This is a genomic window from Massilia sp. Leaf139 (assembly GCF_001424165.1).
Classification (GTDB): domain Bacteria; phylum Pseudomonadota; class Gammaproteobacteria; order Burkholderiales; family Burkholderiaceae_D; genus Telluria.
Window position 1 is genome coordinate 1 of sequence record NZ_LMOJ01000008.1, and the last position, 20,298, is coordinate 20,298.

At 61.9% G+C, this 20,298-nt stretch carries 33 protein-coding genes, 1 tRNA gene and 1 pseudogene; 27 read left to right on the forward strand and 8 right to left on the reverse strand.

Annotated elements, in window-relative coordinates; translation table 11 throughout:
* The 4 genes and pseudogenes from ASF77_RS23585 to ASF77_RS08320 form a co-directional block, all read left to right on the forward strand.
* Positions 1 to 106 (forward strand): annotated as a pseudogene (locus ASF77_RS23585) (elongation factor Tu); the annotation flags it as partial.
* Positions 107 to 294: 188 nt separating this feature from the next.
* Positions 295 to 609, forward strand: a complete 315-nt coding sequence (gene rpsJ, locus ASF77_RS08310; RefSeq protein WP_056337538.1) for a 30S ribosomal protein S10 — start codon at positions 295 to 297, stop codon at positions 607 to 609.
* A 281-nt stretch (positions 610 to 890) separates the two neighbouring features.
* Positions 891 to 1,667: a fatty acid desaturase gene (locus ASF77_RS08315; RefSeq protein WP_056337541.1), complete on the forward strand. Its 777-nt coding sequence runs from the start codon at positions 891 to 893 to the stop codon at positions 1,665 to 1,667.
* The gene (locus tag ASF77_RS08320; RefSeq protein ID WP_056337543.1) at positions 1,660 to 2,169 is read left to right on the forward strand and encodes a sterol desaturase family protein; all 510 of its coding nucleotides are present in this window, start codon (positions 1,660 to 1,662) and stop codon (positions 2,167 to 2,169) included. Before ASF77_RS08315 ends, ASF77_RS08320 begins: the two co-directional genes overlap by 8 nt.
* Positions 2,170 to 2,257: 88 nt before the next feature.
* On the opposite strand, the gene ASF77_RS24175 is transcribed toward ASF77_RS08320, so the two are convergent.
* Entirely contained in the window at positions 2,258 to 2,395 is a 138-nt protein-coding gene (locus ASF77_RS24175; RefSeq protein ID WP_156648808.1) for a hypothetical protein, read from the reverse strand.
* A gap of 112 nt (positions 2,396 to 2,507) precedes the next feature.
* Here ASF77_RS24175 and ASF77_RS08325 point away from each other — a divergent pair, with 112 nt between their 5' ends.
* Both ASF77_RS08325 and ASF77_RS08330 read left to right on the forward strand, forming a co-directional pair.
* Complete coding sequence (locus tag ASF77_RS08325; protein ID WP_056337545.1) at positions 2,508 to 3,425, forward strand: hypothetical protein; 918 nt, start codon at positions 2,508 to 2,510, stop codon at positions 3,423 to 3,425.
* 32 nt (positions 3,426 to 3,457) lie between these two features.
* Entirely contained in the window at positions 3,458 to 3,706 is a 249-nt protein-coding gene (locus ASF77_RS08330; protein WP_056337548.1) for a hypothetical protein, read from the forward strand.
* Positions 3,707 to 3,739: 33 nt separating this feature from the next.
* On the opposite strand, the gene ASF77_RS08335 is transcribed toward ASF77_RS08330, so the two are convergent.
* The 7 genes from ASF77_RS08335 to ASF77_RS08365 all read right to left on the reverse strand — a co-directional run bounded on the left by ASF77_RS08335 (position 3,740) and on the right by ASF77_RS08365 (position 10,585).
* On the reverse strand, positions 3,740 to 5,002 hold the full coding sequence (locus tag ASF77_RS08335) for a TerD family protein (protein WP_056337551.1): 1,263 nt from the start codon (positions 5,000 to 5,002) through the stop codon (positions 3,740 to 3,742).
* An 11-nt stretch (positions 5,003 to 5,013) separates the two neighbouring features.
* Positions 5,014 to 5,904: an HpcH/HpaI aldolase/citrate lyase family protein gene (locus ASF77_RS08340; RefSeq protein WP_056337554.1), complete on the reverse strand. Its 891-nt coding sequence runs from the start codon at positions 5,902 to 5,904 to the stop codon at positions 5,014 to 5,016.
* Complete coding sequence (locus ASF77_RS08345; RefSeq protein WP_056337556.1) at positions 5,897 to 6,994, reverse strand: cysteine protease StiP family protein; 1,098 nt, start codon at positions 6,992 to 6,994, stop codon at positions 5,897 to 5,899. Before ASF77_RS08345 ends, ASF77_RS08340 begins: the two co-directional genes overlap by 8 nt.
* Positions 6,991 to 7,755, reverse strand: a complete 765-nt coding sequence (locus tag ASF77_RS08350) for a hypothetical protein (protein ID WP_307180503.1) — start codon at positions 7,753 to 7,755, stop codon at positions 6,991 to 6,993. Before ASF77_RS08350 ends, ASF77_RS08345 begins: the two co-directional genes overlap by 4 nt.
* Positions 7,730 to 8,911, reverse strand: a complete 1,182-nt coding sequence (locus ASF77_RS08355; RefSeq protein WP_056337559.1) for a phosphoribosyltransferase domain-containing protein — start codon at positions 8,909 to 8,911, stop codon at positions 7,730 to 7,732. Before ASF77_RS08355 ends, ASF77_RS08350 begins: the two co-directional genes overlap by 26 nt.
* Positions 8,908 to 9,927, reverse strand: coding sequence for an ATP-grasp domain-containing protein (locus ASF77_RS08360; RefSeq protein ID WP_056337562.1), 1,020 nt, complete (start codon positions 9,925 to 9,927; stop codon positions 8,908 to 8,910). The genes ASF77_RS08355 and ASF77_RS08360 overlap by 4 nt, the downstream gene beginning before the upstream one ends.
* Positions 9,928 to 10,009: 82 nt before the next feature.
* A complete protein-coding gene (locus ASF77_RS08365) occupies positions 10,010 to 10,585 on the reverse strand; it encodes a TerD family protein (protein ID WP_056337564.1) in 576 nt (191 codons plus the stop codon).
* Positions 10,586 to 10,892: 307 nt separating this feature from the next.
* On the opposite strand from ASF77_RS08365, the gene ASF77_RS08370 reads away from it, so the two are divergent.
* The 21 genes from ASF77_RS08370 (at position 10,893) to rplO (ending at position 20,294) form a co-directional block, all read left to right on the forward strand.
* Positions 10,893 to 10,969 (forward strand) — tRNA-Val (locus ASF77_RS08370).
* 265 nt (positions 10,970 to 11,234) lie between these two features.
* A complete protein-coding gene (gene rplC / locus ASF77_RS08375; protein WP_056337567.1) occupies positions 11,235 to 11,891 on the forward strand; it encodes a 50S ribosomal protein L3 in 657 nt (218 codons plus the stop codon).
* 2 nt (positions 11,892 to 11,893) lie between these two features.
* The gene (rplD, locus tag ASF77_RS08380) at positions 11,894 to 12,514 is read left to right on the forward strand and encodes a 50S ribosomal protein L4 (protein WP_056337570.1); all 621 of its coding nucleotides are present in this window, start codon (positions 11,894 to 11,896) and stop codon (positions 12,512 to 12,514) included.
* Positions 12,511 to 12,828 carry a 50S ribosomal protein L23 gene (gene rplW / locus ASF77_RS08385; RefSeq protein ID WP_056337573.1) on the forward strand — a complete coding sequence of 106 codons (318 nt, stop codon included), beginning with the start codon at positions 12,511 to 12,513 and terminating at the stop codon, positions 12,826 to 12,828. The genes rplD and rplW overlap by 4 nt, the downstream gene beginning before the upstream one ends.
* Positions 12,828 to 13,655 (forward strand): 50S ribosomal protein L2, encoded by an 828-nt coding sequence (gene rplB, locus ASF77_RS08390; RefSeq protein ID WP_056337576.1) that lies wholly within the window; start codon positions 12,828 to 12,830, stop codon positions 13,653 to 13,655. Before rplW ends, rplB begins: the two co-directional genes overlap by 1 nt.
* A gap of 10 nt (positions 13,656 to 13,665) precedes the next feature.
* On the forward strand, positions 13,666 to 13,941 hold the full coding sequence (gene rpsS / locus ASF77_RS08395) for a 30S ribosomal protein S19 (RefSeq protein WP_056337578.1): 276 nt from the start codon (positions 13,666 to 13,668) through the stop codon (positions 13,939 to 13,941).
* Complete coding sequence (rplV, locus tag ASF77_RS08400) at positions 13,938 to 14,270, forward strand: 50S ribosomal protein L22 (protein ID WP_183555278.1); 333 nt, start codon at positions 13,938 to 13,940, stop codon at positions 14,268 to 14,270. The genes rpsS and rplV overlap by 4 nt, the downstream gene beginning before the upstream one ends.
* A gap of 11 nt (positions 14,271 to 14,281) precedes the next feature.
* Positions 14,282 to 15,112, forward strand: a complete 831-nt coding sequence (gene rpsC, locus ASF77_RS08405; protein ID WP_056337585.1) for a 30S ribosomal protein S3 — start codon at positions 14,282 to 14,284, stop codon at positions 15,110 to 15,112.
* 2 nt (positions 15,113 to 15,114) lie between these two features.
* The gene (rplP, locus tag ASF77_RS08410) at positions 15,115 to 15,534 is read left to right on the forward strand and encodes a 50S ribosomal protein L16 (protein ID WP_056337588.1); all 420 of its coding nucleotides are present in this window, start codon (positions 15,115 to 15,117) and stop codon (positions 15,532 to 15,534) included.
* Between the two features lie 12 nt (positions 15,535 to 15,546).
* Entirely contained in the window at positions 15,547 to 15,738 is a 192-nt protein-coding gene (gene rpmC, locus ASF77_RS08415; RefSeq protein ID WP_056337591.1) for a 50S ribosomal protein L29, read from the forward strand.
* A complete protein-coding gene (gene rpsQ, locus ASF77_RS08420; protein WP_020655684.1) occupies positions 15,735 to 16,007 on the forward strand; it encodes a 30S ribosomal protein S17 in 273 nt (90 codons plus the stop codon). Before rpmC ends, rpsQ begins: the two co-directional genes overlap by 4 nt.
* Positions 16,008 to 16,238: 231 nt before the next feature.
* The gene (rplN, locus tag ASF77_RS08425; RefSeq protein WP_005663451.1) at positions 16,239 to 16,607 is read left to right on the forward strand and encodes a 50S ribosomal protein L14; all 369 of its coding nucleotides are present in this window, start codon (positions 16,239 to 16,241) and stop codon (positions 16,605 to 16,607) included.
* A gap of 9 nt (positions 16,608 to 16,616) precedes the next feature.
* Entirely contained in the window at positions 16,617 to 16,931 is a 315-nt protein-coding gene (gene rplX, locus ASF77_RS08430) for a 50S ribosomal protein L24 (RefSeq protein ID WP_056337594.1), read from the forward strand.
* Between the two features lie 3 nt (positions 16,932 to 16,934).
* A complete protein-coding gene (rplE, locus tag ASF77_RS08435; protein ID WP_056337598.1) occupies positions 16,935 to 17,474 on the forward strand; it encodes a 50S ribosomal protein L5 in 540 nt (179 codons plus the stop codon).
* Positions 17,475 to 17,478: 4 nt separating this feature from the next.
* Entirely contained in the window at positions 17,479 to 17,784 is a 306-nt protein-coding gene (gene rpsN / locus ASF77_RS08440; protein ID WP_036240351.1) for a 30S ribosomal protein S14, read from the forward strand.
* Between the two features lie 14 nt (positions 17,785 to 17,798).
* Positions 17,799 to 18,194 (forward strand): 30S ribosomal protein S8, encoded by a 396-nt coding sequence (gene rpsH / locus ASF77_RS08445; protein WP_056337601.1) that lies wholly within the window; start codon positions 17,799 to 17,801, stop codon positions 18,192 to 18,194.
* 10 nt (positions 18,195 to 18,204) lie between these two features.
* On the forward strand, positions 18,205 to 18,738 hold the full coding sequence (gene rplF / locus ASF77_RS08450) for a 50S ribosomal protein L6 (protein ID WP_056337604.1): 534 nt from the start codon (positions 18,205 to 18,207) through the stop codon (positions 18,736 to 18,738).
* 11 nt (positions 18,739 to 18,749) lie between these two features.
* A complete protein-coding gene (gene rplR / locus ASF77_RS08455; protein ID WP_056337607.1) occupies positions 18,750 to 19,112 on the forward strand; it encodes a 50S ribosomal protein L18 in 363 nt (120 codons plus the stop codon).
* Between the two features lie 12 nt (positions 19,113 to 19,124).
* On the forward strand, positions 19,125 to 19,643 hold the full coding sequence (gene rpsE, locus ASF77_RS08460) for a 30S ribosomal protein S5 (protein ID WP_036208946.1): 519 nt from the start codon (positions 19,125 to 19,127) through the stop codon (positions 19,641 to 19,643).
* A gap of 10 nt (positions 19,644 to 19,653) precedes the next feature.
* Positions 19,654 to 19,833, forward strand: a complete 180-nt coding sequence (gene rpmD, locus ASF77_RS08465) for a 50S ribosomal protein L30 (protein WP_056337609.1) — start codon at positions 19,654 to 19,656, stop codon at positions 19,831 to 19,833.
* Between the two features lie 29 nt (positions 19,834 to 19,862).
* Positions 19,863 to 20,294 carry a 50S ribosomal protein L15 gene (gene rplO, locus ASF77_RS08470; protein WP_056337612.1) on the forward strand — a complete coding sequence of 144 codons (432 nt, stop codon included), beginning with the start codon at positions 19,863 to 19,865 and terminating at the stop codon, positions 20,292 to 20,294.
* The last annotated feature ends 4 nt before the right edge of the window (positions 20,295 to 20,298 follow it).

Consider the following 20,298-nt stretch of genomic DNA (forward strand, 5'->3'; position numbering starts at 1 on the left):
CGTCAAGCTGATCAACCCGATCGCGATGGAAGAAGGCCTGCGCTTCGCAATCCGCGAAGGCGGCCGTACCGTCGGCGCCGGCGTGGTTGCCAAGATCATCGCCTAATCAGGTTTTGATCCTTGCCCGGACGCGCTGTTGAGCGTTCTGGGCATACAACAGAGGGGGCAGAATTTCGGTTCTGCCCCCTCTGCGTAGGACGGAACGATGCTATACTCTCGCTCCTTTGCAGTACCGTAGCACCTGACAAATCATTGCCGGCCCTGAGCCGGTTCGCTCTTTTCTAAGGAACTAGCATGTCCCAGAATCAGAAAATCCGTATCCGCCTGAAAGCGTTCGACTACAAGCTGATCGACCAGTCCGCACTGGAAATCGTCGACACCGCCAAGCGCACCGGCGCCGTCGTCAAGGGCCCAGTCCCACTCCCGACCCGCATCCAGCGTTTCGACGTCCTGCGTTCGCCGCACGTCAACAAGACCTCGCGCGACCAGTTCGAAATCCGTACGCACCAGCGTCTGATGGACATCGTGGATCCAACCGACAAGACCGTCGATGCACTGATGAAGCTGGATCTGCCAGCTGGCGTCGACGTCGAAATCAAGCTGCAGTAATAAGGTTCTCGGCCGCGCGGAGCGATCCGGGTGGCCAAAATAAATCAGGGCCGGGAAAGGTCGCCGTGTGGCGAACCTCCCCGGCCCTGATGCATTGGGCGATGCATGTTCGCGCGTGGCGGAGCCGGGTTTGTCCCGCTTGCGACGCGTCGCCGGCGACGGCGCACCCGGGAGCGCGGCGCATCCATGTTAGTATTCACATGTAAAAATTACACGTTCAATTGCAATCCTGCGCCTCGCATCGGGCGCGCCGGCGCATAGCAGTCCTGACAAACTCCAGCATGGCAACAACAACGATCGATAGCCGGGTCAGCAGTGCCAGTACAGCCGTCGGGCTGGTGCTCGCAAGCCTGGTCGTCGGCACCTGGCTGGCCATCCATGTGGGCGCCATCTTCCTGGTCGACTGGAGCGCGCCGGGGCGCTGGCTCGCGGCGCCTGTCGTCATTGTCCTGCAGTGCTGGCTGAGCGTTGGTTTGTTCATCGTCGCCCATGACACGATGCACGGCTCGCTGGCGCCGCAACACCCTTGGCTGAATCGCGCCATCGGCTGCTTCTGCGTCTTCATCTACGCCGGTTTTTCGTATGGCAAGCTCCGTGAAAACCATTCCGCCCACCATCGCCATGCCGGCACGGCTGACGATCCGGATTTCGATACCGAGCATTCCAGACACTTCTGGCCCTGGTACTTCAAATTCTTCCGCCACTATTTCGGCTGGCGTGAATTCGGGATGCTGACCGTTGCCGTGGTCATCTACTTGCTCATCCTGCGTGAGCGTTTCCCGACCATGCTGGTGTTCTGGGCCTTGCCGGCCTTGCTGTCATCGGTGCAGCTGTTCTATTTCGGTACCTATCGTCCGCACCGCGTCGACGACCTACCGTTCGCCGACCGCCACCGCGCCCGCAGCAATGACTTCTCGCACGTCATGTCACTGCTGACATGCTTTCATTTCGGTTACCATCTCGAGCACCACGCGGCGCCCTGGGTGCCCTGGTGGAAACTGCCGGCGCAGCGCCGGTCGACGATCAACCCGACCTGTCCCGAGAGAGAGAATGGATAGCATCTTGCATTACCTCATCCCCATCCTGCTCGTGGTGGGAAGCGTCGCCTTCATGGAATGGTTTGCCACCTGGTCGCATGAGCACATCATGCACGGCTGGGGCTGGGGCTGGCACAAGTCGCACCACGAAGCGCACGAGGCGGTGCTGGAAAAAAACGATCTCTACGCCGTTGTTTTCGCCGTATTCGCCACTGCGCTGTTCGTCGCCTCCACCTGGTGGCGGCCATTGTGGTGGATCGCGCTCGGCATTACGATCTACGGCGTGGTGTATTTCTTCATGCACGATGGCCTGGTGCACCAGCGTTGGCCATTCAAGTATGTGCCGCGCAAGGGCTACCTCAAGCGTGTCTACCAGGCCCACCGGATGCACCACGCGGTCGACGGCCGCGATGGCTGTGTGTCGTTCGGGTTCGTCTATGCCGAACCTGCCGCCAAGCTGCGCAAGAAGCTGCAGGACAAGCGGCCGGGCCGTCCCGTCAGCATGGGCGAGGATCAGGAATAGTACCGTCCGGGCGCTGATCAGCGTTAGCACCAGGGACGCATCGATACGCGTCCCCGTCTCTCGACCCCGTACTCCGATGCAAGCCGAATTAGTGCGTCGTCCAATACAGTGCCTGGCCGATCGACTCGCCGGCACGTTCGGACATGCTGAACAGCAAGCACGCCGCAATCAGGATCACGCAATTGCGAATAAAAGCATTCGGCAGCAGCTGTTTCAGTAAATCCATCTTTTGTCTCCAACATAATATTGTCGACCACACACTTCAGGGCCGGTGAACATTACTATACGTCAATAAGGTAGAATATAGTCAACTGTTTTTGACAACGCACGGAGGCGGCATGAAGACGGCGCGGGCGGAGTTCAGGAAGCGCATCGACTGGCTGCACGAGACGGGCTGGCTGACCATGTTCGCCTATGCCCACATCGTGTTCTTTTGCGGACGCCTGCTGCACTACGCGCTGCCCGACGCGATCGCGCCGCATCTCGACCGTCCGCTCCTGATCCTGCCCTTGCTGCTGCTGGTGGCGAAAGACCTGGCCGGCGCGCCTGATTTCGCGCGCCGCATGCGCCATGTGGCGCGTCCGGGCACGGCGTGGACGACCCGCCTCGGCGCCTTGCTGCCGCCCGAATTCCTGGCCATGTTAAAACTCGACCGCGCCATGTGGCGCGCCTTCTTCCGCTGGCTGCGCCGCGACGCGCCGCCGGCACGCCCAGCCGGCGCCAATCTGACCTATACCCGCCAGGGCGCCTACGGCACCGTGCTCGGCATCGTCGTCTGCGCCGTGCTGATCGAACTGCCGATCGACGCCACGATCGCCCACTTCCTGCTCGATAACCCGACGGCGCGCACGGTGCTGCATGTCATATCGGCCGTCTCGGCCGTCTACACGCTGGCCTGGGTGACAGCCGATCGCTGGTCGATCAAGGGCGCACAGGGCCACATCCTGAGCGCGACCACGCTCGACCTGTCGGTCGGCATCCGCGCCTTCGGCACCATCCCGCTGGCCGCCATCGAAGCCTGCGAGCGGGTCGATGCGCCGCTCGACCAATGGTGCAAGCGCCACGGCATCGCACGGCGCGATACCGTCCTGGTGACGCCTTTCGACGCCCCCAACTGCGTGCTGCGCCTCGATCGCACGCAGCCGGTGACGATCACCCATTACCAGCGCGAGAAGGTCGCGCCGCGCTATGTGTTCCTGTATCTCGACCGGCCCGATCAGCTCATTACGGCGCTGGCGCCGGCCGGCGCGCGCTGAGCTATTACCTTCAACCTGTCATCGGAGAATGCATGAAACGCATCTGGGCCTCGCCTTCCTTTGCTTATACGCTCTTGCTGCTGGTACTGGCCTTTTTCGGGTACGCCGCCTTTACCGCCCCGGAACTGGCCTGGAAGCTGGCGGCGGGCGGCATGGCCGCCCACTCCTTGGTGTGCTTCCTCGACAGGCAGCATCCGACCGCCGATAAACTGAGCAAGTTCCTGGTTGCCGCTGGCAACGGCCTGATGTGCGCAGCCCTCATCGTTCTGATTCGGCAGTAGCGCTGTTCATAGAAGGACGGCACTGGCAGACGCTTAGTCCTTTGATCCCGTTTTCCAGCGCAGCCCGAAATTAAAGCGCCGATCCATCAACTCGTGCGCGCTGGTGCGGCCCTGCTGCTCGAAGTATTCGGTCATCTTCGTCACCTGCAGCTGGCCGCCCTGGTTCTCGATCATGGCGATCGCGCACATCATCTGGTTGCCGCCGCCGTCCAGGCGTACCTCGATCGGCGCCTGGTTCGGCACCGCGATGGTGACCACGCCGTCGGTCGCCGACCAGTTCGGCACGCCCTCGTAGATGAACGTAAAGATGATCGCGCGGCGGATCTGGGCGAACTGGTCGCCATTGATGTACAAATTCTCGCCATTGCTGGCCGCACCGGTGCGGTCGTCGGCGTCGAGCTTGATATACGGCGCGCGCTCGTATTCGCCCCAGGCGTTGCCAAGCGCCTGCACCAGGCCCTTGCGGCCGTCGGCGAGTTCGAACATGCAGCCCAGGTCGAGGTCGATGCCGCCCGAGCGGCGTCGCTTGCCCATGGCATCGTTCATGACGCCGCTCAGGCGCCCCAGCAGGCCGCCTTTTTCCTGTACCGGCGCCGCCTGCGGCGCCATGCCGGACTGGTTCCAGTTCAGGTTGACGTGGATACGCCCGAAGCCGGCGCTGCCGCGCTTGTCGAGCGAGACCTTGTCGCCGCGCTTTTCGAGCGTGACTTTCGACAGCGAGATTTTGGGCGCGGCCGGTGCTGCAGGCGCCGACACCGGCGCCGCCGGCGCGGCCGATGCGGACGGCGCGGCTTCCTCGCCGCCGAAGTGCTTCAGCAGCGCGGAAAGCCCGCCATTAAAACCCTGGCCGACGGCGCCGAAGCGCCACTGCCCGTCGCGCCGGTAGAGTTCGGCCACGATCACCGCCTTTTCGTCGCCGAAGTCGCCCCCCGACCAGGGGAAGCGCAGCGCGCTGCCGAGGGTCAGGCTGCTGGCGCCGAGCGCGCGCATGGTCTGGGCGCCGTCGATGGCGGCCACGAACACCAGCTTGGCGATGGAGGCGGGCAGGGCGTCGAGGTTCACATTAAAACGCGCGCCGCCCGAGCGCAGATCCAGGCGCACGGCGTCGCCTGGGCTCGCCAGCTGGTTGTAGAAGACCATGTAGCGGTCGTCGGAAAGTTTATCGGCGCCGTCCAGGCCGAAGCAGGAGACGTCGACGGAGAAGCCGGGCGCGCTGATGTCGAGGTCGACCGCAAAACTGCTGCCGACGCCAAGGTCGGATAACTTGCCCTTCTGGCCGCGTGCGAACTGGTTCATGTGCTTTCCTTTTAACGTTTCATCAGGGCGCCGTGCGCGCCGAACATGTGCGACTGCGCGACCAGGCGTTCGGCCCAGGCGCGGTGGGTGGCCACTTCGCACATCGAGTCGTGCATTTTGAAGACGGCCGGGCTGTTCTCGTCGAGGATGGCGTGGGCCGCCGCCAGATCCTGCGGTTTCACCTTGTAATGCTCTTCGATCGGCAGGATCTGGCTCGGGTGGATCGCCGTCTTGCCGACCATGCCGTAGGCGATGTCTTCGCTCACTTCCTGGTCGAGCAGCTCGGGCAGATCGAGGTGCTCGAACACGGGCGCCGTCAGCATGAAGCCATGCGGGCGGAAGATCGTCACCAGACGCGCGATCACGGGGCCGAGCGGGGTGCGGTAGATGGTCATGCCGCGCGGGCGGCGCAGGCCGAGCAGGGCCAATAAGTCGTTGCCGCCGATGCGCAGCGCCAGGATGCGGCTGCGCACGCCGGGCGACTGCAGCAGGTCGCGGAAGGATTCCATCTCGCGCTCGCTGAACACCTCGCTCGTTTCCAGCGTCGGCATCAGCATGTGGTCGGTGTCGCGCACGAGGCGGTAATAGGCTTCGAAATTCTGGCGCGTCGCCTTCGGAATCACGAAGCCGGTCAGTTTATGGGCGCCCGGCATGGCCAGCACGCGCGTGAGCACGTCGGGATTGCGCACGCGGACGAAACGCTCCGCGCCGACGTCGCTGCGCATGTTCTGCAGCACCACTGACAGGTTGAACAGCGCCCAGCCGAGTTCGCGGTCGGCGACCGCATCCTCGGTGCAGAAGATCAGCGAGCGCGCCTGCGGCAGTTTTTCACCGTTGGCCACCTGCAGCAGGTCTTTATGGTTGGCCGGCACGTACAAGGACGCGCCCATCGATTTATGCATCCGATGCACTCCTGATCAGCGATACAGCTTGGTAAGACAGGGCCGGATCGACGTCGACCGGCACCTGTTTTTCGTCGGCCAGCAGGCGCAGGTGCGCCACCGCCGGATGGGTCGGGTCGCGCAGCAGCAGCATGCGCGGTACGCGCCGCAGCAGCACGCGCGTGGCTTCGCCGATGCCCGGTTTCACCAGATTGACGTCGGCGATGCCGTAGCGGCGCAGTGCGGCAGCGATAAAGGCTTCCGAGCGGGCAGCGGCGGCGCGGGTGTCGGCCGGCGCCACAGACTCGCCGGTGCGATCCGCAGCCAGCGCCAAGAGCTCCAGCGTGTCGACAAAGGCGCGCGAGCGATCCCCGGCGGCCAGGTGCTCGTACAGCACGCAGCCGTGGAAATCGTCCGGCCCGATCGATTCGTTCAGCACCGAGCGGCTGATGAGTCCCGACACCGTCGCGTTCAGGATGCTCGACGGGATCAGGTAATCCTCGCAGGAAGCCGCCACCGCGGCGGCGCCGGCCAGATCGGACAGCACGTACAGGCCGGCGTCGAGCGCGACGTCGTGATCCGCATTGAAGCGCGCGATCGTGCCGGCCAGCTCGCGCGCGATCACGCCCTTGCCCGTCCAGCCATCCACGAACACGATCGACTCCGGCGCATGACCTTGCGCCAGGATGTGGCGCAGGGCGTTGGCGTCGATGCCGCGGTCGCGCACGATCGACACCGAGTAATGGTTCGCCGCACGTCCATACACCTTCTCCAGCAGGCGCTTCAGGACGACGCCGACCGGGGTGCCGCCGCGCGCCAGTGACACCAGCGTCACCGAACCGCTGCGGCGCGCCGCGATCAGGCCGGCGAGAACCAGGCAATCGCGCGCCATGCGCTCGCCGTTGGTCCGGCAGGCTTCGTCGAACAGCGCCAGGTAACGCTGCGAGGGCGCGCGCTCGGGCGAGAGCATCTCGCTATAGTGGCGCCGGCCCGACTGGATCAGCTGTTCCTTGTCGGCGACGTCGACGAAATCGGCCAGCGCCAGGCGTTTAAGAAGGAACTGGACATCGCTGTCCAGATAGCTGCCGGCAAAGCTGGTCGATGGACTCACAGCGTCTCCACCGTCAGCTTCGACAGCTGGGTGCGGCGCGGGATGATGGCGTAGTCGCAGTCGGCCATGAAGCGCGCATCCGAGCGGCTGTCGCCCATGCCAAAGGTGACGATCTCGCCATGCTCGCGGCGCAGGCGCTCGGTGACGTAAGCGACGGCGTTGGCCTTGTCCAGGCTGGTGGGCAGGATGGCGAGGTTGTTGCCGTTGCGGTGCACACAGTAGTCGCCGTGCCCGTCCGCGATCCAGGGCAGCACGACCTCGCGTTCGATGCGTTCCAGGTTGGCGTGCACCTTGTCCGGATCTTTCACGACGATGAAGAAGGGCGTGCCGGCGTCTTCCACCAAACGCGTGCGGCCGCCGTAGCCGGTCTCCTCGGCCCAGGCGTCGATGCGCGCGCCCAGCTCCTGCAGGCCGGGTAAGGCTGCCGTCATCAGGCCGTGCATGCGGCCCTGCCAGTCGCGCTCGATGCTGCCGTCGGGCTGGAGGATGATGCCGCCGAAGTTCAGCACGACATAACTGCTGAAGCCAAGATCGACGCGCGCGAAGGAATCGAGGCTGCGCGCCGTGGTCGGGATCACCGTCATGCCTTCGCTGACGAACGCGAAAAAGGCGCGCTGGGCGGGCGTGGTGAACGAGCAGATGCTGCCGTCGCTGTAATAGGCGGCCGGTTCGAGCGCCTCCCGGGGTGCCAATGCGGCGCATTTCTCGATCGTCTGGAACAGCGTGTCGTCCAGGTCAGCGAACAGGAACTTCTTCAACATCGTCCTCGGTAAGATAGTGAAACAGGCGCGCCTCAAGGGTGCGCGCCAGGCCGTGCAGGGCGGCGCCGGCCGGGGTTTCATGGCAGATCAGCACGTGGTCGTACTGGCCAGGTGCGACGTTATAGATGAAATTCGGGATGCCTTCGCCATAGTTGTCGGGGAAGGTCAAGGCATGCTGCACCGCGCCCCAGGTCAGGATGGGCGAGCGCGTGGTCGACTGCACCACGACATCCAGGCCGCGCGCTTCCAGCGCCGCGCCGAGCAGGGTCGACACGTGCATGAATTCGCCGGTGCCCAGCACCAGGACTTTTTCATTCATTGCGATTGTGACGGCAAGCCGATCCGCCAGTGCTTCCGGCGCACGCAGCGTGCGTGTCAGGCCCAGGCGGCCGAAGGCCGTGCTGGCGCCGCGTTCGGCCCCGGCGTCGTAACGCTGGGCCGGAGCGGCGTCCACCGGGCAATCGGCGGGCGTAAAACGGTACTCGCCTTCGACCAGGGCGCCCATCGTGGCCGGCAGGCCGAAGCGCGCCGTCAGGGCGCCAGTGGCCGCCGATCCCATGAAATTGGCCAGCACCGCCAGGTGCACCCGCTCGAGTGCGGGATTGAGCTTGCGGCAGGCGTGGGTCAGGTTCAGGAAGGTATTGCCCGTACTGGCTTCGTCGTCGACCAGCACGATGGTGCGCGCGCTGCGCAGCAGGTCTTGTTCGTGCGCGCCCCGCGGCATGTGCAGGAACTGGCGCGGCGCGTGGCTATGCGCTTCCTCGAATTCGATGATGGAGCCGGCGCCGACGCGGTAGCGCGTCGTCTGCAGGAACAGCGCCTCCTGTCCGGGATGGGCGCGCAGCCAGGCTTCGAACACGCCCTGGCCGAGGCCGACGGCCGTTTCCGCCATCGCGATGAAGAGCACCGGGCCGGGCGCGTCGGGCACACCCGCCGCCATGCGCGCATGGATGTCGAGCATGCGCTGCGGGCGCACCGGCCAATGCTTGCCGAGCACCTTGCTGACGAACAGGAAGCCGCGCTTGGCGTTGGCGCGCGCGGCAAAGCCGAGCAGGTCGTCGAGTTCGTCGGCGCCGCGCTGCAGTTCGACTTCCAGCAGTCCAGTAGGGAGCGCCTTGGCGAACGACAGCGGCAACTGATCGCCGCGCGCGTTCATGCCAGCTCCACGGCGCGCGCCAGCTCGGCCACGCGGATGCCGTCCCGTACCGGGGTGATCTCCAGGCCGTCGTAGCCGTCGGCGAAGCCGCGCAGCGAGATATACGGCAGGTTCGGGCCGGCCACGCAGGCCATGCCGATCCCGCCCGACATGCGCGGGTTGATCTCGAGGAGGCGCGGCTTGCCGCCCGCTTCGCGGAACTGGACGTTGAAGATGCCGTTCAGGCCATGGCTGGCGCATAGCTGCGCGGTGGCTTGCAGGATGTCGGCGCGCTGGTCGATGCGCTGGCCGGCGCCGGCCTGGCCCGATTTGCGGCGCACGACGGCCGTGACCAGGCGGCCCCCATCTCCGACGCAGTCGACGCTGTATTCGCGGCCTTCCAGGAATTCCATCAGCAGCATGCTGCGGAAGGTTCCGAGTTTCTCCAGGCCGGCACGGAAGTCGCCCAGCGACACGTGGTATTCCGCGCCGGCCATCAGCAGCTCGGCGCTGTTGCGTTCCTCGTCGAGCACGGCGAAGCCGAGGCCGTAGATCGAGTGCGAGGGCTTCACGCACAGTTTCGCGTGGCGGCGGCGCAGGCCGTCGTAGGCGGCCTCGAAGCCGGCGGCGTCCTCGAAGTGGCGGAACTCGGCCACCGGCGCGGCCGGCAGATCGGTCTCGGCGTAGAAGCGCGCCTTGTCGTGGATGAGCTGCAGGGCCGCTTCCGAGGCGGCGCTCTGGACGCGCGTGCCGACGGCCTCGAAGCGCGCATGGGCGCCGGCGATGGCGGTGGCTTCGCGCCCCGGGACGAAGATGTCGACGCGCTGCTCGCGGCAGAAGGCGACGCACCAGTCGATATAGTCGGCCGTGGCCAGGCCGGTCGGCTCGGACTGAAATTCATGGGCCAGGCGGGCGACGGGCGACTTCGGATTCGGATTGGTGTGGAGGATGGTGAAACGCCCTTCGCGATCGGCCTGGCGGATCAGCTCGATCGCGGTATGGACGGACGAAAAGCTACGGTTGAACCAGACGCGCATGAAGTTCTTCTGTTGCAGGGTGGAGAAGGGCGTCCCGCCAGCGTGGCGGGACGGGTCTGGCTCGGTGACGCCTAGTTGAAGCTCAGACGTTCACGCCGAACGAACGGGCGAGGGGGCCTAGGCCGCCGTTGTAGCCCTGGCCGACGGCGCGGAATTTCCAGTCGCCGCCGGCGCGGTACAGTTCGCCGAAGATCATGGCGGTTTCGGTCGAGCTGTCCTCGGACAGGTCGTAACGCGCGATCTCGGCATTGCCATTGGCGTTCAGGCAGCGGATGAAGGCCTTGCCGACCATGCCGAAGCTCTGGCGGCGGGTGTCGGCGTCGTGGATGGTGACGCAGAACGAGATCTTGTCGACGTCGGCCGGCACCTTGGTCAGATCGACGGTGACGGTCTCGTCGTCGCCATCGCCCTGGCCGGTGGTGTTGTCGCCGTTGTGGACGACAGAGCCGTCGCTCGACTTCAGGTTGTTATAGAAGATGAAGTCTGAATCGGCGCGCACCTTGGCGTCGGACTTGAGCAGGAAGGCCGAGCCGTCGAGGTCGAAGGCGGCGCCATCGGTCGAGCGCGGATCCCAGCCCAGGCCGATGATGACCTTGGTGAGATTCGGTGCTTCCTTGCTCAGGTTAACGTTGCCACCTTTGGACAGACTGATTGCCATTACAGCTCCTCTCGTTGAATGAACCGGTTATAAGGCGCGGCCCGCGTGCGGCTGCGCTGCGCTGTCGTGAATATAGCGCTAATTGACGGATTTTACACAGGGGGGCTTACGGAAGACTTAGGGGCGATCCGGCATGCATAAAAGCCGCTGGCATGCCCGCCCTACGTTACGCGGCGGCCAGCGCCAGGATGACGCGCGGCGGTGCACCGTGGGGCGGGCATGCCCGCGTCGGGTTGGATTCGAAAGGCCATCATTTCCAACTCGGCTATTGCAAAGCACGACAACCCTTGGCATAATGCGGCTCCCCGGGCGGTTAGTTCAGTTGGTTAGAATACTTGGTCGACATCCAAGGGGTCGCAGGTTCGAATCCTGCACCGCCCACCAAAATTCCAAATGTCGCAGAGCCTCGATGCTCTGCAGAGAAAAGGCGCCTCGGTGCCTTTTCTGTGCTGGCAAGCTTTGCCAGATTCCTTCTTCTCCAGACTACTCGCGATAAACGCGCAACAGGGGCGACATACCCCCGATTCTCTTGTTGCGTCAAGCCCTTTTGCGCGCTATACTAGCCGGCTTCGGTATGGGTTCGTCAGAACTTGTACGTTTTTAGTAGTTCAACTACCCCCGCCCAATCGTAGGTGGGAATGGAGAAAAAATGAGCTTGGGCCTTCTCGGTCGCAAGGTTGGCATGATGCGCATCTTCACGGATGACGGGGACTCGATCCCAGTTACCGTGCTGGACGTGTCGAACAACCGTGTCGCACAAATCAAAACTCCTGAAACCGACGGCTACGCCGCAGTTCAGGTCGCATTCGGTCAACGTCGCGCATCCCGCGTGACCAAGGCTGTTGCGGGTCACCACGCAAAAGCAGGCGTCGAAGCTGGCACCATGCTGCGCGAATTCCGCGTTGACGCTGCCAAGGCAGCCGAACTGAAAACTGGCGACGCAGTCAATGTCTCGCTGTTCGAAGTGGGCCAGAAGATCGACGTGCAAGGCACCTCGATCGGTAAAGGCTACGCCGGTACCATCAAGCGTCACAACTTCGCATCGGGCCGTCAGACCCACGGTAACTCGCGTTCGCACAACGTGCCAGGCTCCATCGGTATGGCGCAGGATCCAGGCCGCGTGTTCCCAGGCAAGCGCATGACCGGTCACATGGGCGACGTCACCGTCACCACCCAGAACCTGGAAATCGCACGCATCGACGCTGAGCGTCAACTGCTGCTGGTCAAGGGTGCTGTTCCTGGCGCGAAGAACGGTCAAGTGATCGTCAAGCCAGCCGTCAAAACCAAAGCACAGAAAGGAGCTTAATTATGGAACTTCAGCTCCTGAATGAGCAAGGTCAAGCCGGCGCCGGCGTTGCAGCTGCCGATGAAGTCTTCGGTCGCGAATACAACGAAGCCCTGATTCACCAGGTCGTGGTTGCTTACGCTGCTAACGCACGTAGCGGTAACCGCAAGCAGAAAGACCGTGAAGAAGTCAGCCACACCACGAAGAAGCCATGGCGCCAAAAAGGCACCGGCCGCGCTCGTGCTGGTATGTCGTCGTCGCCACTGTGGCGCGGCGGTGGTCGCATCTTCCCGAACTCGCCTGACGAGAACTTCACCCACAAGGTCAACAAGAAGATGTTCCGCGCAGGTATCTGCTCGATCTTCTCGCAGCTGGCCCGCGAGGGCCGCCTGAGCGTTGTGGAAAACCTGTCGATCGAAGCACCAAAGACCAAGCTGCTGTCGCAAAAGCTGCAGAGCATGGGCCTGGAATCGGTCCTGGTGATCACCGACACCATCGAAGAAAACCTGCTGCTGGCATCGCGTAACCTGCCGAACGTGCTGGTTGTCGAGCCGAAAGCAGCCGACCCGATGTCGCTGGTGTTCTACAAGAAAGTCCTGGTCACCAAAGCTGCACTGGCCAAGATCGAGGAGATGTACGCATGAGCACCGCAATCAAATTTAGCGAAGAGCGCCTGATGAAGGTGCTGATGGCTCCGGTCATCTCCGAAAAGGCTACCTTCGTCGCGGAAAAGAACGAGCAGATCGTGTTCAAGGTTCTGCCTGACGCGACCAAGCCGGAAATCAAGGCTGCCGTCGAGCTGCTGTTCAAGGTCGAAGTGGAATCGGTGCAGACCGTGAACCGCGAAGGCAAACAGAAGCGTTCGGGCCGTTTCACCGGTCGTCGCAACCACACCAAGCGTGCTTTCGTGTGCCTGAAGCCAGGCCAGGAAATCAATTTTGTCGAGGAGGCTAAATAATGGCACTCGTTAAGATGAAGCCAACCTCCCCAGGCCGCCGCGGCATGGTGAAAGTTGTGACCGAAGGCCTGTACAAGGGCCGTCCGTTCGCAGCACTGGTTGAGAAGAAATCGAAGACTGCTGGCCGTAACAACAACGGTCACATCACCACCCGCCACATCGGCGGTGGCCACAAGCATCACTACCGTCTGGTCGACTTCAAGCGCCAGAAGGACGGCATTCCTGCCAAGGTCGAGCGTATCGAATACGACCCGAACCGTACCGCGCACATCGCACTGCTGTGCTACGCGGACGGCGAGCGTCAGTACATCATCGCCACCAAGGGCATGGCTGTCGGCGACAGCGTCATGAACGGCTCGGAAGCGCCGATCAAGTCGGGTAACTGCCTGCCAATCCGTAACATCCCGGTCGGTACCGTGATGAACTGCGTCGAAATGCTGCCAGGTAAGGGTGCCCAGATGGCCCGTACCGCCGGCGCCGCCGTCGTTCTGATGGCCCGCGAAGGCACCTACGCCCAGGTTCGCCTGCGTTCGGGTGAAGTGCGTCGCGTGCACATCGAGTGCCGCGCTACCGTTGGCGAAGTCGGCAATGCCGAACACAGCCTGCGCAAGATCGGTAAAGCTGGTGCGATGCGCTGGCGCGGTGTTCGTCCAACCGTTCGCGGTGTGGTCATGAACCCGATCGATCACCCGCACGGTGGTGGTGAAGGTCGTACGGCAGCTGGTCGTCATCCAGTGTCGCCATGGGGTCAACAGACGAAGGGCAAGAAGACGCGTTCGAACAAGCGTACTTCTTCGATGATCGTCTCGCGCCGCGGCAAGAAATAAGGGATAACACATGACTCGTTCATTGAAAAAAGGGCCGTTCGTTGACGCCCACCTGGTGAAAAAAGTCGAAGCCGCGCAAGCGAACAAAGACAAAAAGCCAGTCAAAACCTGGTCGCGCCGCTCGACGATCACGCCTGACTTCATCGGTCTGACGATCGCTGTGCACAACGGCAAGCTGCACGTGCCGGTGTACGTCTCCGAGAACATGGTCGGCCACAAGCTCGGCGAATTCGCGCTGACCCGTACGTTCAAGGGCCACGCCGCTGACAAGAAGGCGAAAAAATAATGGAAACTAAAGCTATCCTCAAAGGCGTGCGCCTGTCGGAACAGAAGGGCCGCCTCGTTGCGGACCTGATCCGCGGCAAGAAAGTTGACGCAGCACTCAACATTCTGCAGTTCAGCCCGAAGAAAGGTGCCACCATCATCAAGAAGGTTCTCGAGTCGGCAATCGCCAACGCGGAACACAACGATGGCGCCGACATCGACGAACTGAAGATCGTTCAGATCTACGTTGAAAAAGGCCCGATCCTGAAGCGCTTTACGGCACGTGCCAAAGGCCGCGGCGATCGCATTTCGAAACAATCCTGTCACATCTACGTGACTGTCGGTAACTAAGGAGTCACACGATGGGACAGAAGATTCACCCAACAGGCTTCCGCCTGTCCGTCACCCGTAACTGGGCGTCGCGCTGGTACGCCGGCAACGGCAACTTCGCTGAGATGCTCAACGAAGACCTGAAGGCACGCGCCTTCCTGAAGAAGAAGCTGAAGAACGCTTCGGTCGGCCGCATCGTCATCGAGCGTCCAGCCAAGAACGCGCGCTTCACCATCTACTCGTCGCGTCCAGGTGTCGTGATCGGTAAAAAAGGCGAAGACATCGAAGTGCTGAAGTCGTCGCTGACGAAGATCATGGGCGTGCCCGTGCACGTCAATATCGAAGAGATCCGCAAGCCGGAAATCGACTCGCAGCTGATCGCCGATTCGATCTCGCAGCAGCTCGAAAAGCGCATCATGTTCCGCCGCGCGATGAAGCGCGCCATGCAAAACGCCATGCGTCTGGGTGCCGTCGGCATCAAGATCATGTCGTCGGGCCGTCTGAACGGCATCGAAATCGCACGTACCGAATGGTACCGCGAAGGCCGTGTGCCTCTGCACACCCTGCGCGCCGATATCGACTACGGCACCAGCGAAGCATCGACCACGTACGGCATCATCGGCGTCAAGGTCTGGGTCTACAAGGGCGACCGCTCGGTCACCGGCGAAGCCCCAGTCATCGACACCCCGCCGGACGAGAAGAAGCCACGCGGCCCACGTCGTGACGATGGCAAGCCATCGCGCGGCCCACGTCCAGCCGGTGGTGCCCGTCCAGGCACCGCAGCGCCAACCGTCCGTGCGCGTCCAGCCGTCAAGCTGGCGACCCCGGCCGCCGCTGCACCAGCTGAGAAAGCAGGAGAATAAGCATGCTGCAACCATCGCGCAGGAAGTATCGTAAAGAGCAGAAAGGCCGTAACACCGGCATTTCGCACACCCGCGGCACCGCGGTCTCGTTCGGTGAATTCGGTCTGAAGGCAGTCGCCCGCGGCCGTATCACCGCGCGCCAGATCGAAGCGGCACGTCGCGCCATGACCCGTCACATCAAGCGTGGCGGTCGTATCTGGATCCGTATCTTCCCGGACAAGCCGATCTCGAACAAGCCGGCCGAAGTCCGTATGGGTAACGGTAAAGGTAATCCGGAATACTACGTCGCCGAAATCCAGCCAGGCAAAGTCCTGTATGAGATGGATGGCGTCGGTGAAGAACTGGCGCGCGAAGCATTCCGCCTGGCCGCTGCCAAACTGCCACTGGCGACCACCTTCGTGGTTCGTCAAGTCGGCCAATAACAGGAGTTGAATATGAAAGCATCGGAACTCCGCGGCAAGGACCAGGAAGCGCTGCAAAAGGAGCTGAGTGAGCTGCTGAAGGCCCAGTTTGGCCTGCGCATGCAAATCGCTACCCAGCAGCTGGGCAACACCGCGCAGCTCAAGAAAGTACGTCGCGACATCGCGCGTGTGAAGACTGTGATGAACTCGAAGGAAGCCAAATGAACGACACCACTAAAACGGCGCTGAAGCGTACGCTGGTCGGCAAGGTCGTGTCCGACAAAATGGACAAGACGGTAACCGTCCTGATCGAGCGTCACGTGAAGCACCCGCTGTACGGCAAGATCATCGTGCGTTCGAACAAGTATCACGCGCACGACGAGACCAACCAGGCCAAGACCGGCGACACGGTCGAGATCGCGGAAGGTCGTCCGATCTCGAAGACGAAAGCTTGGACTGTGACCCGTGTTGTGCAAGTTGCACAGGTACTGTAAGCACTAAAATTTGTCTTGCGTGGCCCGCTGGTATCTGGGATACTAGCGGGCTTCGTTCATGTGTTGCCGCAGTTTGTCCCCCTCGGTAACTGCGGCCTGTACGAAGCAATTGGAAAGTCCAATCACCCAATCGTGGTGCTCCAGCAGGGGCGGCACGGCGGGACCAAGACTGACCGCAGGCCTACGGTTTACCGTGGGATTTCTTCGGCTTAAGTTGGGAAAGAAAATACTATGATTCAAACTGAAAGCCGGCTCGAAGTAGCCGACAACACGGGTGCAAAAGAAGTTTTGTGCATCAAGGTGTTGGGCGGCTCCAAGCGCCGTTATGCGAGCATTGGCGACATCATCAAGGTAACCGTCAAGGTTGCTGCGCCACGTGGCCGTGTCAAAAAAGGTGAAATTTATAACGCTGTGGTTGTGCGTACCGCTAAAGGTGTGCGCCGCCAAGACGGCTCCCTGGTGAAGTTCGACGGCAACGCCGCAGTTCTGCTCAACGCCAAGCTGGAACCGATCGGCACCCGTATCTTCGGACCAGTGACCCGCGAACTGCGCACTGAAAAGTTCATGAAGATCGTGTCCCTGGCACCTGAAGTACTGTAAGGAGTCGCAATGGATAAGATTCGTAAAAACGACGAAGTCATCGTTTTGGCCGGTAAAGACAAGGGCAAGCGTGGCGTGGTTTCGCGTCGCGTCGATGCCGAGCACGTCATCGTCGAAGGCGTGAACGTTGCCAAGAAGGCGGTCAAGCCAAACCCGATGACCGGCGTCCAAGGTGGTATCGTCGACAAGACGATGCCGATTCACGTCTCCAACGTCGCGCTGTTCAACGCCGCGACCGGCAAGGCTGACCGCGTAGGCTTCAAAGACCAGGACGGCAAGAAAGTCCGCGTCTACAAGTCTTCCGGCGAAGAAGTGAAGGTGTAAGAAATGGCCCGTCTCCAACAATTCTACAAAGACAAAGTCGTCGCTGACCTGACCGAAAAATTCGGCTACAAGTCGGTGATGGAAGTGCCACGCCTGACCAAGATCACCCTGAACATGGGTGTTGGTGAAGCGATCGCTGACAAGAAAGTGCTCGAGCACGCTGTCGGCGACCTGACCAAGATCGCCGGCCAGAAGCCAGTGACCACCAAGTCGCGCAAGGCAATCGCAGGTTTCAAGATCCGCGAAGGCTACCCGATCGGTACGATGGTGACCCTGCGCGGCGCCCGCATGTACGAGTTCCTGGATCGTTTCATCACCGTGGCCCTGCCGCGCGTGCGTGACTTCCGTGGCGTCAGCGGCAAATCGTTCGACGGTCGTGGCAACTACAACATCGGCGTCAAGGAACAGATCATCTTCCCTGAAATCGATTACGACAAGATCGACGCGCTGCGTGGCATGAACATCTCGATCACCACCACCGCTAAGACCGACGACGAAGCCAAAGCGCTGCTCGCCGCCTTCAAATTCCCGTTCAGGAACTAAGAGCATGGCAAAACTTGCACTGATTAACCGCGAACAGAAGCGTGCAGACCTGGTGGAGAAATTCGCCGCAAAGCGTGCAGCTCTGAAAGCAATCATCGACGACCAGTCGAAGACCGAGGAAGAGCGTTACGAAGCGCGCCTGAAACTGCAGGCACTGCCACGTAATTCGGCGCCGACCCGCCAGCGTAACCGTTGCGCGATGACCGGCCGCCCACGTGGCACGTTCCGCAAATTCGGCCTCGCCCGTACCAAACTCCGTGAATTCGCCATGAAGGGCGAAATTCCGGGTATGACCAAAGCCAGCTGGTAATAGGAGAATAAGCAATGAGTATGAGCGATCCTATCGCCGATATGCTGACCCGCATTCGCAACGCACAAACTGTTCAGAAAACCACGGTCGCAATGCCGTCGTCGAAAGTCAAGGTTGCCATTGCCAACGTCCTGAAGGACGAGGGTTACATTGAGGATTTCGCCGTGTCCACCGAAGGTGGCAAGTCGGAACTGAAAATCGGTTTGAAGTATTACACCGGCCGTCCGGTTATCGAGCGCATCGAGCGCGTTTCCCGTCCTGGCCTGCGTGTCTACAAAGGCAAAGACGAGATCCCGACCGTCATGAACGGCCTGGGCGTGGCGATTGTCTCCACCCCGCAAGGCGTGATGACTGACCGCAAAGCCCGCGCTAACGGCGTCGGCGGCGAAGTTATCTGCTACGTAGCTTAAGGAGTAGACGATGTCTCGAGTAGCTAAGATGCCAATCGCAGTCCCAGCCGGCGCCGAAGTGGCGATCAGCGCGGCCGCGATCACGGTCAAAGGCCCACTGGGCACCCTGACCCAGCCGCTGAACGGCTTGGTCAAGGTTGAAAACAACAATGGCACGCTGACCTTCGACGTGGTGGACGATTCCCGTGAATCGAACGCGATGTCCGGTACCCTGCGTGCTCTGGTCAACAACATGGTGACCGGCGTGACCAAGGGCTTCGAGAAGAAGCTGAACCTGGTCGGCGTGGGCTACAAGGCAGCAGTCCAGGGCAACGCCCTGAACCTGTCCCTGGGCTTCTCGCACCCGGTGCTGCACGCGATGCCGGAAGGCGTCACGGCCGTGACCCCGACCCCGACCGAAATCCTGATCAAGGGTATCGATCGTCAAAAGGTCGGCCAGGTTGCCGCTGAAGTGCGCGCTTACCGCTCCCCTGAGCCTTACAAGGGCAAGGGCGTCCGTTATTCGGACGAAGTGGTGAAGCTTAAAGAAACCAAGAAGAAATAATCGGAGCTGACATGGACAAGAAACAATCGCGTCTGCGTCGCGGACGCCAAACCCGCATCAAGATCGCGCAGCTGGGCGTGAACCGTCTGTCGGTTCACCGCACCAACCTGCACATCTATGCGAACCTGATCAGCCCGGATGCGAAGGTCCTGGTTTCGGCTTCGACGCTGGAAGCAGACGTGCGCGCCGAACTGGCCGGTCAAAGCGGCAAGGGCGGCAACGCCGCCGCTGCTGCACTGGTTGGCAAGCGCGTCGCAGAGAAAGCACTGAAAGCAGGGATCACCGAAGTCGCATTCGACCGTTCGGGTTTCCGTTACCACGGCCGTGTGAAGGCGCTGGCAGAAGCCGCGCGTGAAGCCGGTCTGAAGTTCTAAGGAAGAATCGTCATGGCAAAAATGCAAGCGAAAATGGCAAGCGACAAGCCGGATGATGGCATGCGCGAAAAAATGATCGCGATCAACCGCGTGACCAAAGTGGTCAAGGGTGGTCGTATCATGGGTTTTGCAGCGCTGACCGTTGTCGGTGACGGCGATGGCCGCATCGGCATGGGCAAAGGCAAGTCGAAGGAAGTTCCAGTCGGCGTGCAAAAAGCGATGGAAGAAGCCCGCCGCAACCTGATCAAGGTGCCCCTCAAGAACGGTACCCTGCACCACACCGTCACCGGTCGTCACGGCGCCTCGCGCGTCATGATGTCGCCAGCCAAGCCTGGTACCGGCGTCATCGCTGGTGGCGCAATGCGCGCTATCTTCGAAGTGATGGGCGTGACCGACGTGGTCGCCAAGTCGACCGGTTCGTCGAACCCGTACAACCTGGTGCGTGCAACCCTCGACGGTCTGTCGAAGATGAGCACCGCCTCCGACATCGCCGCCAAGCGTGGCAAGTCGGTCGAAGACATCCTGGGCTAAGGTGAAGACAATGGCAAACACCATCAAAGTACAACTGGTCAAGGGCCTGATCGGCACCCGTCAAGATCACCGCGCTACCGTGCGTGGTCTGGGTCTGCGCCGCGTCAACTCGGTCTCCGAGTTGCAGGACACCCCGTCGGTGCGTGGCATGATCAACAAAGTCTCGTACCTCGTTAAAGTAGTCGGGTAAGCCTTCGGGCTTACCTAACGGAGAAAACAATGGAATTGAATACCATTCAACCAGCTGACGGCGCCAAGCACTACAAGCGTCGCGTCGGCCGCGGTATCGGCTCCGGCCTGGGCAAGACCGCCGGTCGCGGTCACAAGGGTCAGAAGTCGCGTTCGGGCGGTTTCCACAAAGTCGGTTTCGAAGGCGGTCAGATGCCTCTGCAGCGTCGTCTGCCGAAGCGTGGCTTCAAGTCGCTGAACGCGACCTTCAAGGCTGAAGTGCGTCTGTCGGACCTGAACAACCTGGCCGTCGGCGATATCGACATCCTGGTGCTCAAGCAAGCAGGCATCCTGCCAGTGGTGGCGCGCGACGTGCGCGTGATCCTGTCGGGCGAGATCACCCGTGCGGTGAACCTCAAGGGCCTGAAGGCAACCGCGGGCGCGAAAGCGGCTATCGAAGCAGCTGGCGGTTCGGTCGCTTAATTGC

Coding starts and splice junctions, on each gene's coding strand:
- rplN (WP_005663451.1), top strand. CDS start 16,239: ATGATTCAAACTGAAAGCCGGCTCGAAGTAGCCGACAACACGGGTGCA.
- rplX (WP_056337594.1), top strand. CDS start 16,617: ATGGATAAGATTCGTAAAAACGACGAAGTCATCGTTTTGGCCGGTAAA.
- ASF77_RS08320 (WP_056337543.1), top strand. CDS start 1,660: ATGGATAGCATCTTGCATTACCTCATCCCCATCCTGCTCGTGGTGGGA.
- ASF77_RS08355 (WP_056337559.1), bottom strand. CDS start 8,911: ATGAACGCGCGCGGCGATCAGTTGCCGCTGTCGTTCGCCAAGGCGCTC.
- rplP (WP_056337588.1), top strand. CDS start 15,115: ATGCTGCAACCATCGCGCAGGAAGTATCGTAAAGAGCAGAAAGGCCGT.
- ASF77_RS08360 (WP_056337562.1), bottom strand. CDS start 9,927: ATGCGCGTCTGGTTCAACCGTAGCTTTTCGTCCGTCCATACCGCGATC.
- ASF77_RS08315 (WP_056337541.1), top strand. CDS start 891: ATGGCAACAACAACGATCGATAGCCGGGTCAGCAGTGCCAGTACAGCC.
- rpsE (WP_036208946.1), top strand. CDS start 19,125: ATGGCAAAAATGCAAGCGAAAATGGCAAGCGACAAGCCGGATGATGGC.
- ASF77_RS08340 (WP_056337554.1), bottom strand. CDS start 5,904: ATGCATAAATCGATGGGCGCGTCCTTGTACGTGCCGGCCAACCATAAA.
- rpsQ (WP_020655684.1), top strand. CDS start 15,735: ATGAACGACACCACTAAAACGGCGCTGAAGCGTACGCTGGTCGGCAAG.
- rplF (WP_056337604.1), top strand. CDS start 18,205: ATGTCTCGAGTAGCTAAGATGCCAATCGCAGTCCCAGCCGGCGCCGAA.
- ASF77_RS08335 (WP_056337551.1), bottom strand. CDS start 5,002: ATGAACCAGTTCGCACGCGGCCAGAAGGGCAAGTTATCCGACCTTGGC.
- rpsC (WP_056337585.1), top strand. CDS start 14,282: ATGGGACAGAAGATTCACCCAACAGGCTTCCGCCTGTCCGTCACCCGT.
- rpsN (WP_036240351.1), top strand. CDS start 17,479: ATGGCAAAACTTGCACTGATTAACCGCGAACAGAAGCGTGCAGACCTG.
- rpsS (WP_056337578.1), top strand. CDS start 13,666: ATGACTCGTTCATTGAAAAAAGGGCCGTTCGTTGACGCCCACCTGGTG.
- rpsH (WP_056337601.1), top strand. CDS start 17,799: ATGAGTATGAGCGATCCTATCGCCGATATGCTGACCCGCATTCGCAAC.
- rplB (WP_056337576.1), top strand. CDS start 12,828: ATGGCACTCGTTAAGATGAAGCCAACCTCCCCAGGCCGCCGCGGCATG.
- ASF77_RS08350 (WP_307180503.1), bottom strand. CDS start 7,755: ATGTTGAAGAAGTTCCTGTTCGCTGACCTGGACGACACGCTGTTCCAG.
- ASF77_RS24175 (WP_156648808.1), bottom strand. CDS start 2,395: ATGGATTTACTGAAACAGCTGCTGCCGAATGCTTTTATTCGCAATTGC.
- rplE (WP_056337598.1), top strand. CDS start 16,935: ATGGCCCGTCTCCAACAATTCTACAAAGACAAAGTCGTCGCTGACCTG.
- rplC (WP_056337567.1), top strand. CDS start 11,235: ATGAGCTTGGGCCTTCTCGGTCGCAAGGTTGGCATGATGCGCATCTTC.
- rpmC (WP_056337591.1), top strand. CDS start 15,547: ATGAAAGCATCGGAACTCCGCGGCAAGGACCAGGAAGCGCTGCAAAAG.
- rplR (WP_056337607.1), top strand. CDS start 18,750: ATGGACAAGAAACAATCGCGTCTGCGTCGCGGACGCCAAACCCGCATC.
- rpsJ (WP_056337538.1), top strand. CDS start 295: ATGTCCCAGAATCAGAAAATCCGTATCCGCCTGAAAGCGTTCGACTAC.
- ASF77_RS08325 (WP_056337545.1), top strand. CDS start 2,508: ATGAAGACGGCGCGGGCGGAGTTCAGGAAGCGCATCGACTGGCTGCAC.
- rplO (WP_056337612.1), top strand. CDS start 19,863: ATGGAATTGAATACCATTCAACCAGCTGACGGCGCCAAGCACTACAAG.
- ASF77_RS08365 (WP_056337564.1), bottom strand. CDS start 10,585: ATGGCAATCAGTCTGTCCAAAGGTGGCAACGTTAACCTGAGCAAGGAA.
- rplW (WP_056337573.1), top strand. CDS start 12,511: ATGAGCACCGCAATCAAATTTAGCGAAGAGCGCCTGATGAAGGTGCTG.
- rplD (WP_056337570.1), top strand. CDS start 11,894: ATGGAACTTCAGCTCCTGAATGAGCAAGGTCAAGCCGGCGCCGGCGTT.
- rpmD (WP_056337609.1), top strand. CDS start 19,654: ATGGCAAACACCATCAAAGTACAACTGGTCAAGGGCCTGATCGGCACC.
- ASF77_RS08330 (WP_056337548.1), top strand. CDS start 3,458: ATGAAACGCATCTGGGCCTCGCCTTCCTTTGCTTATACGCTCTTGCTG.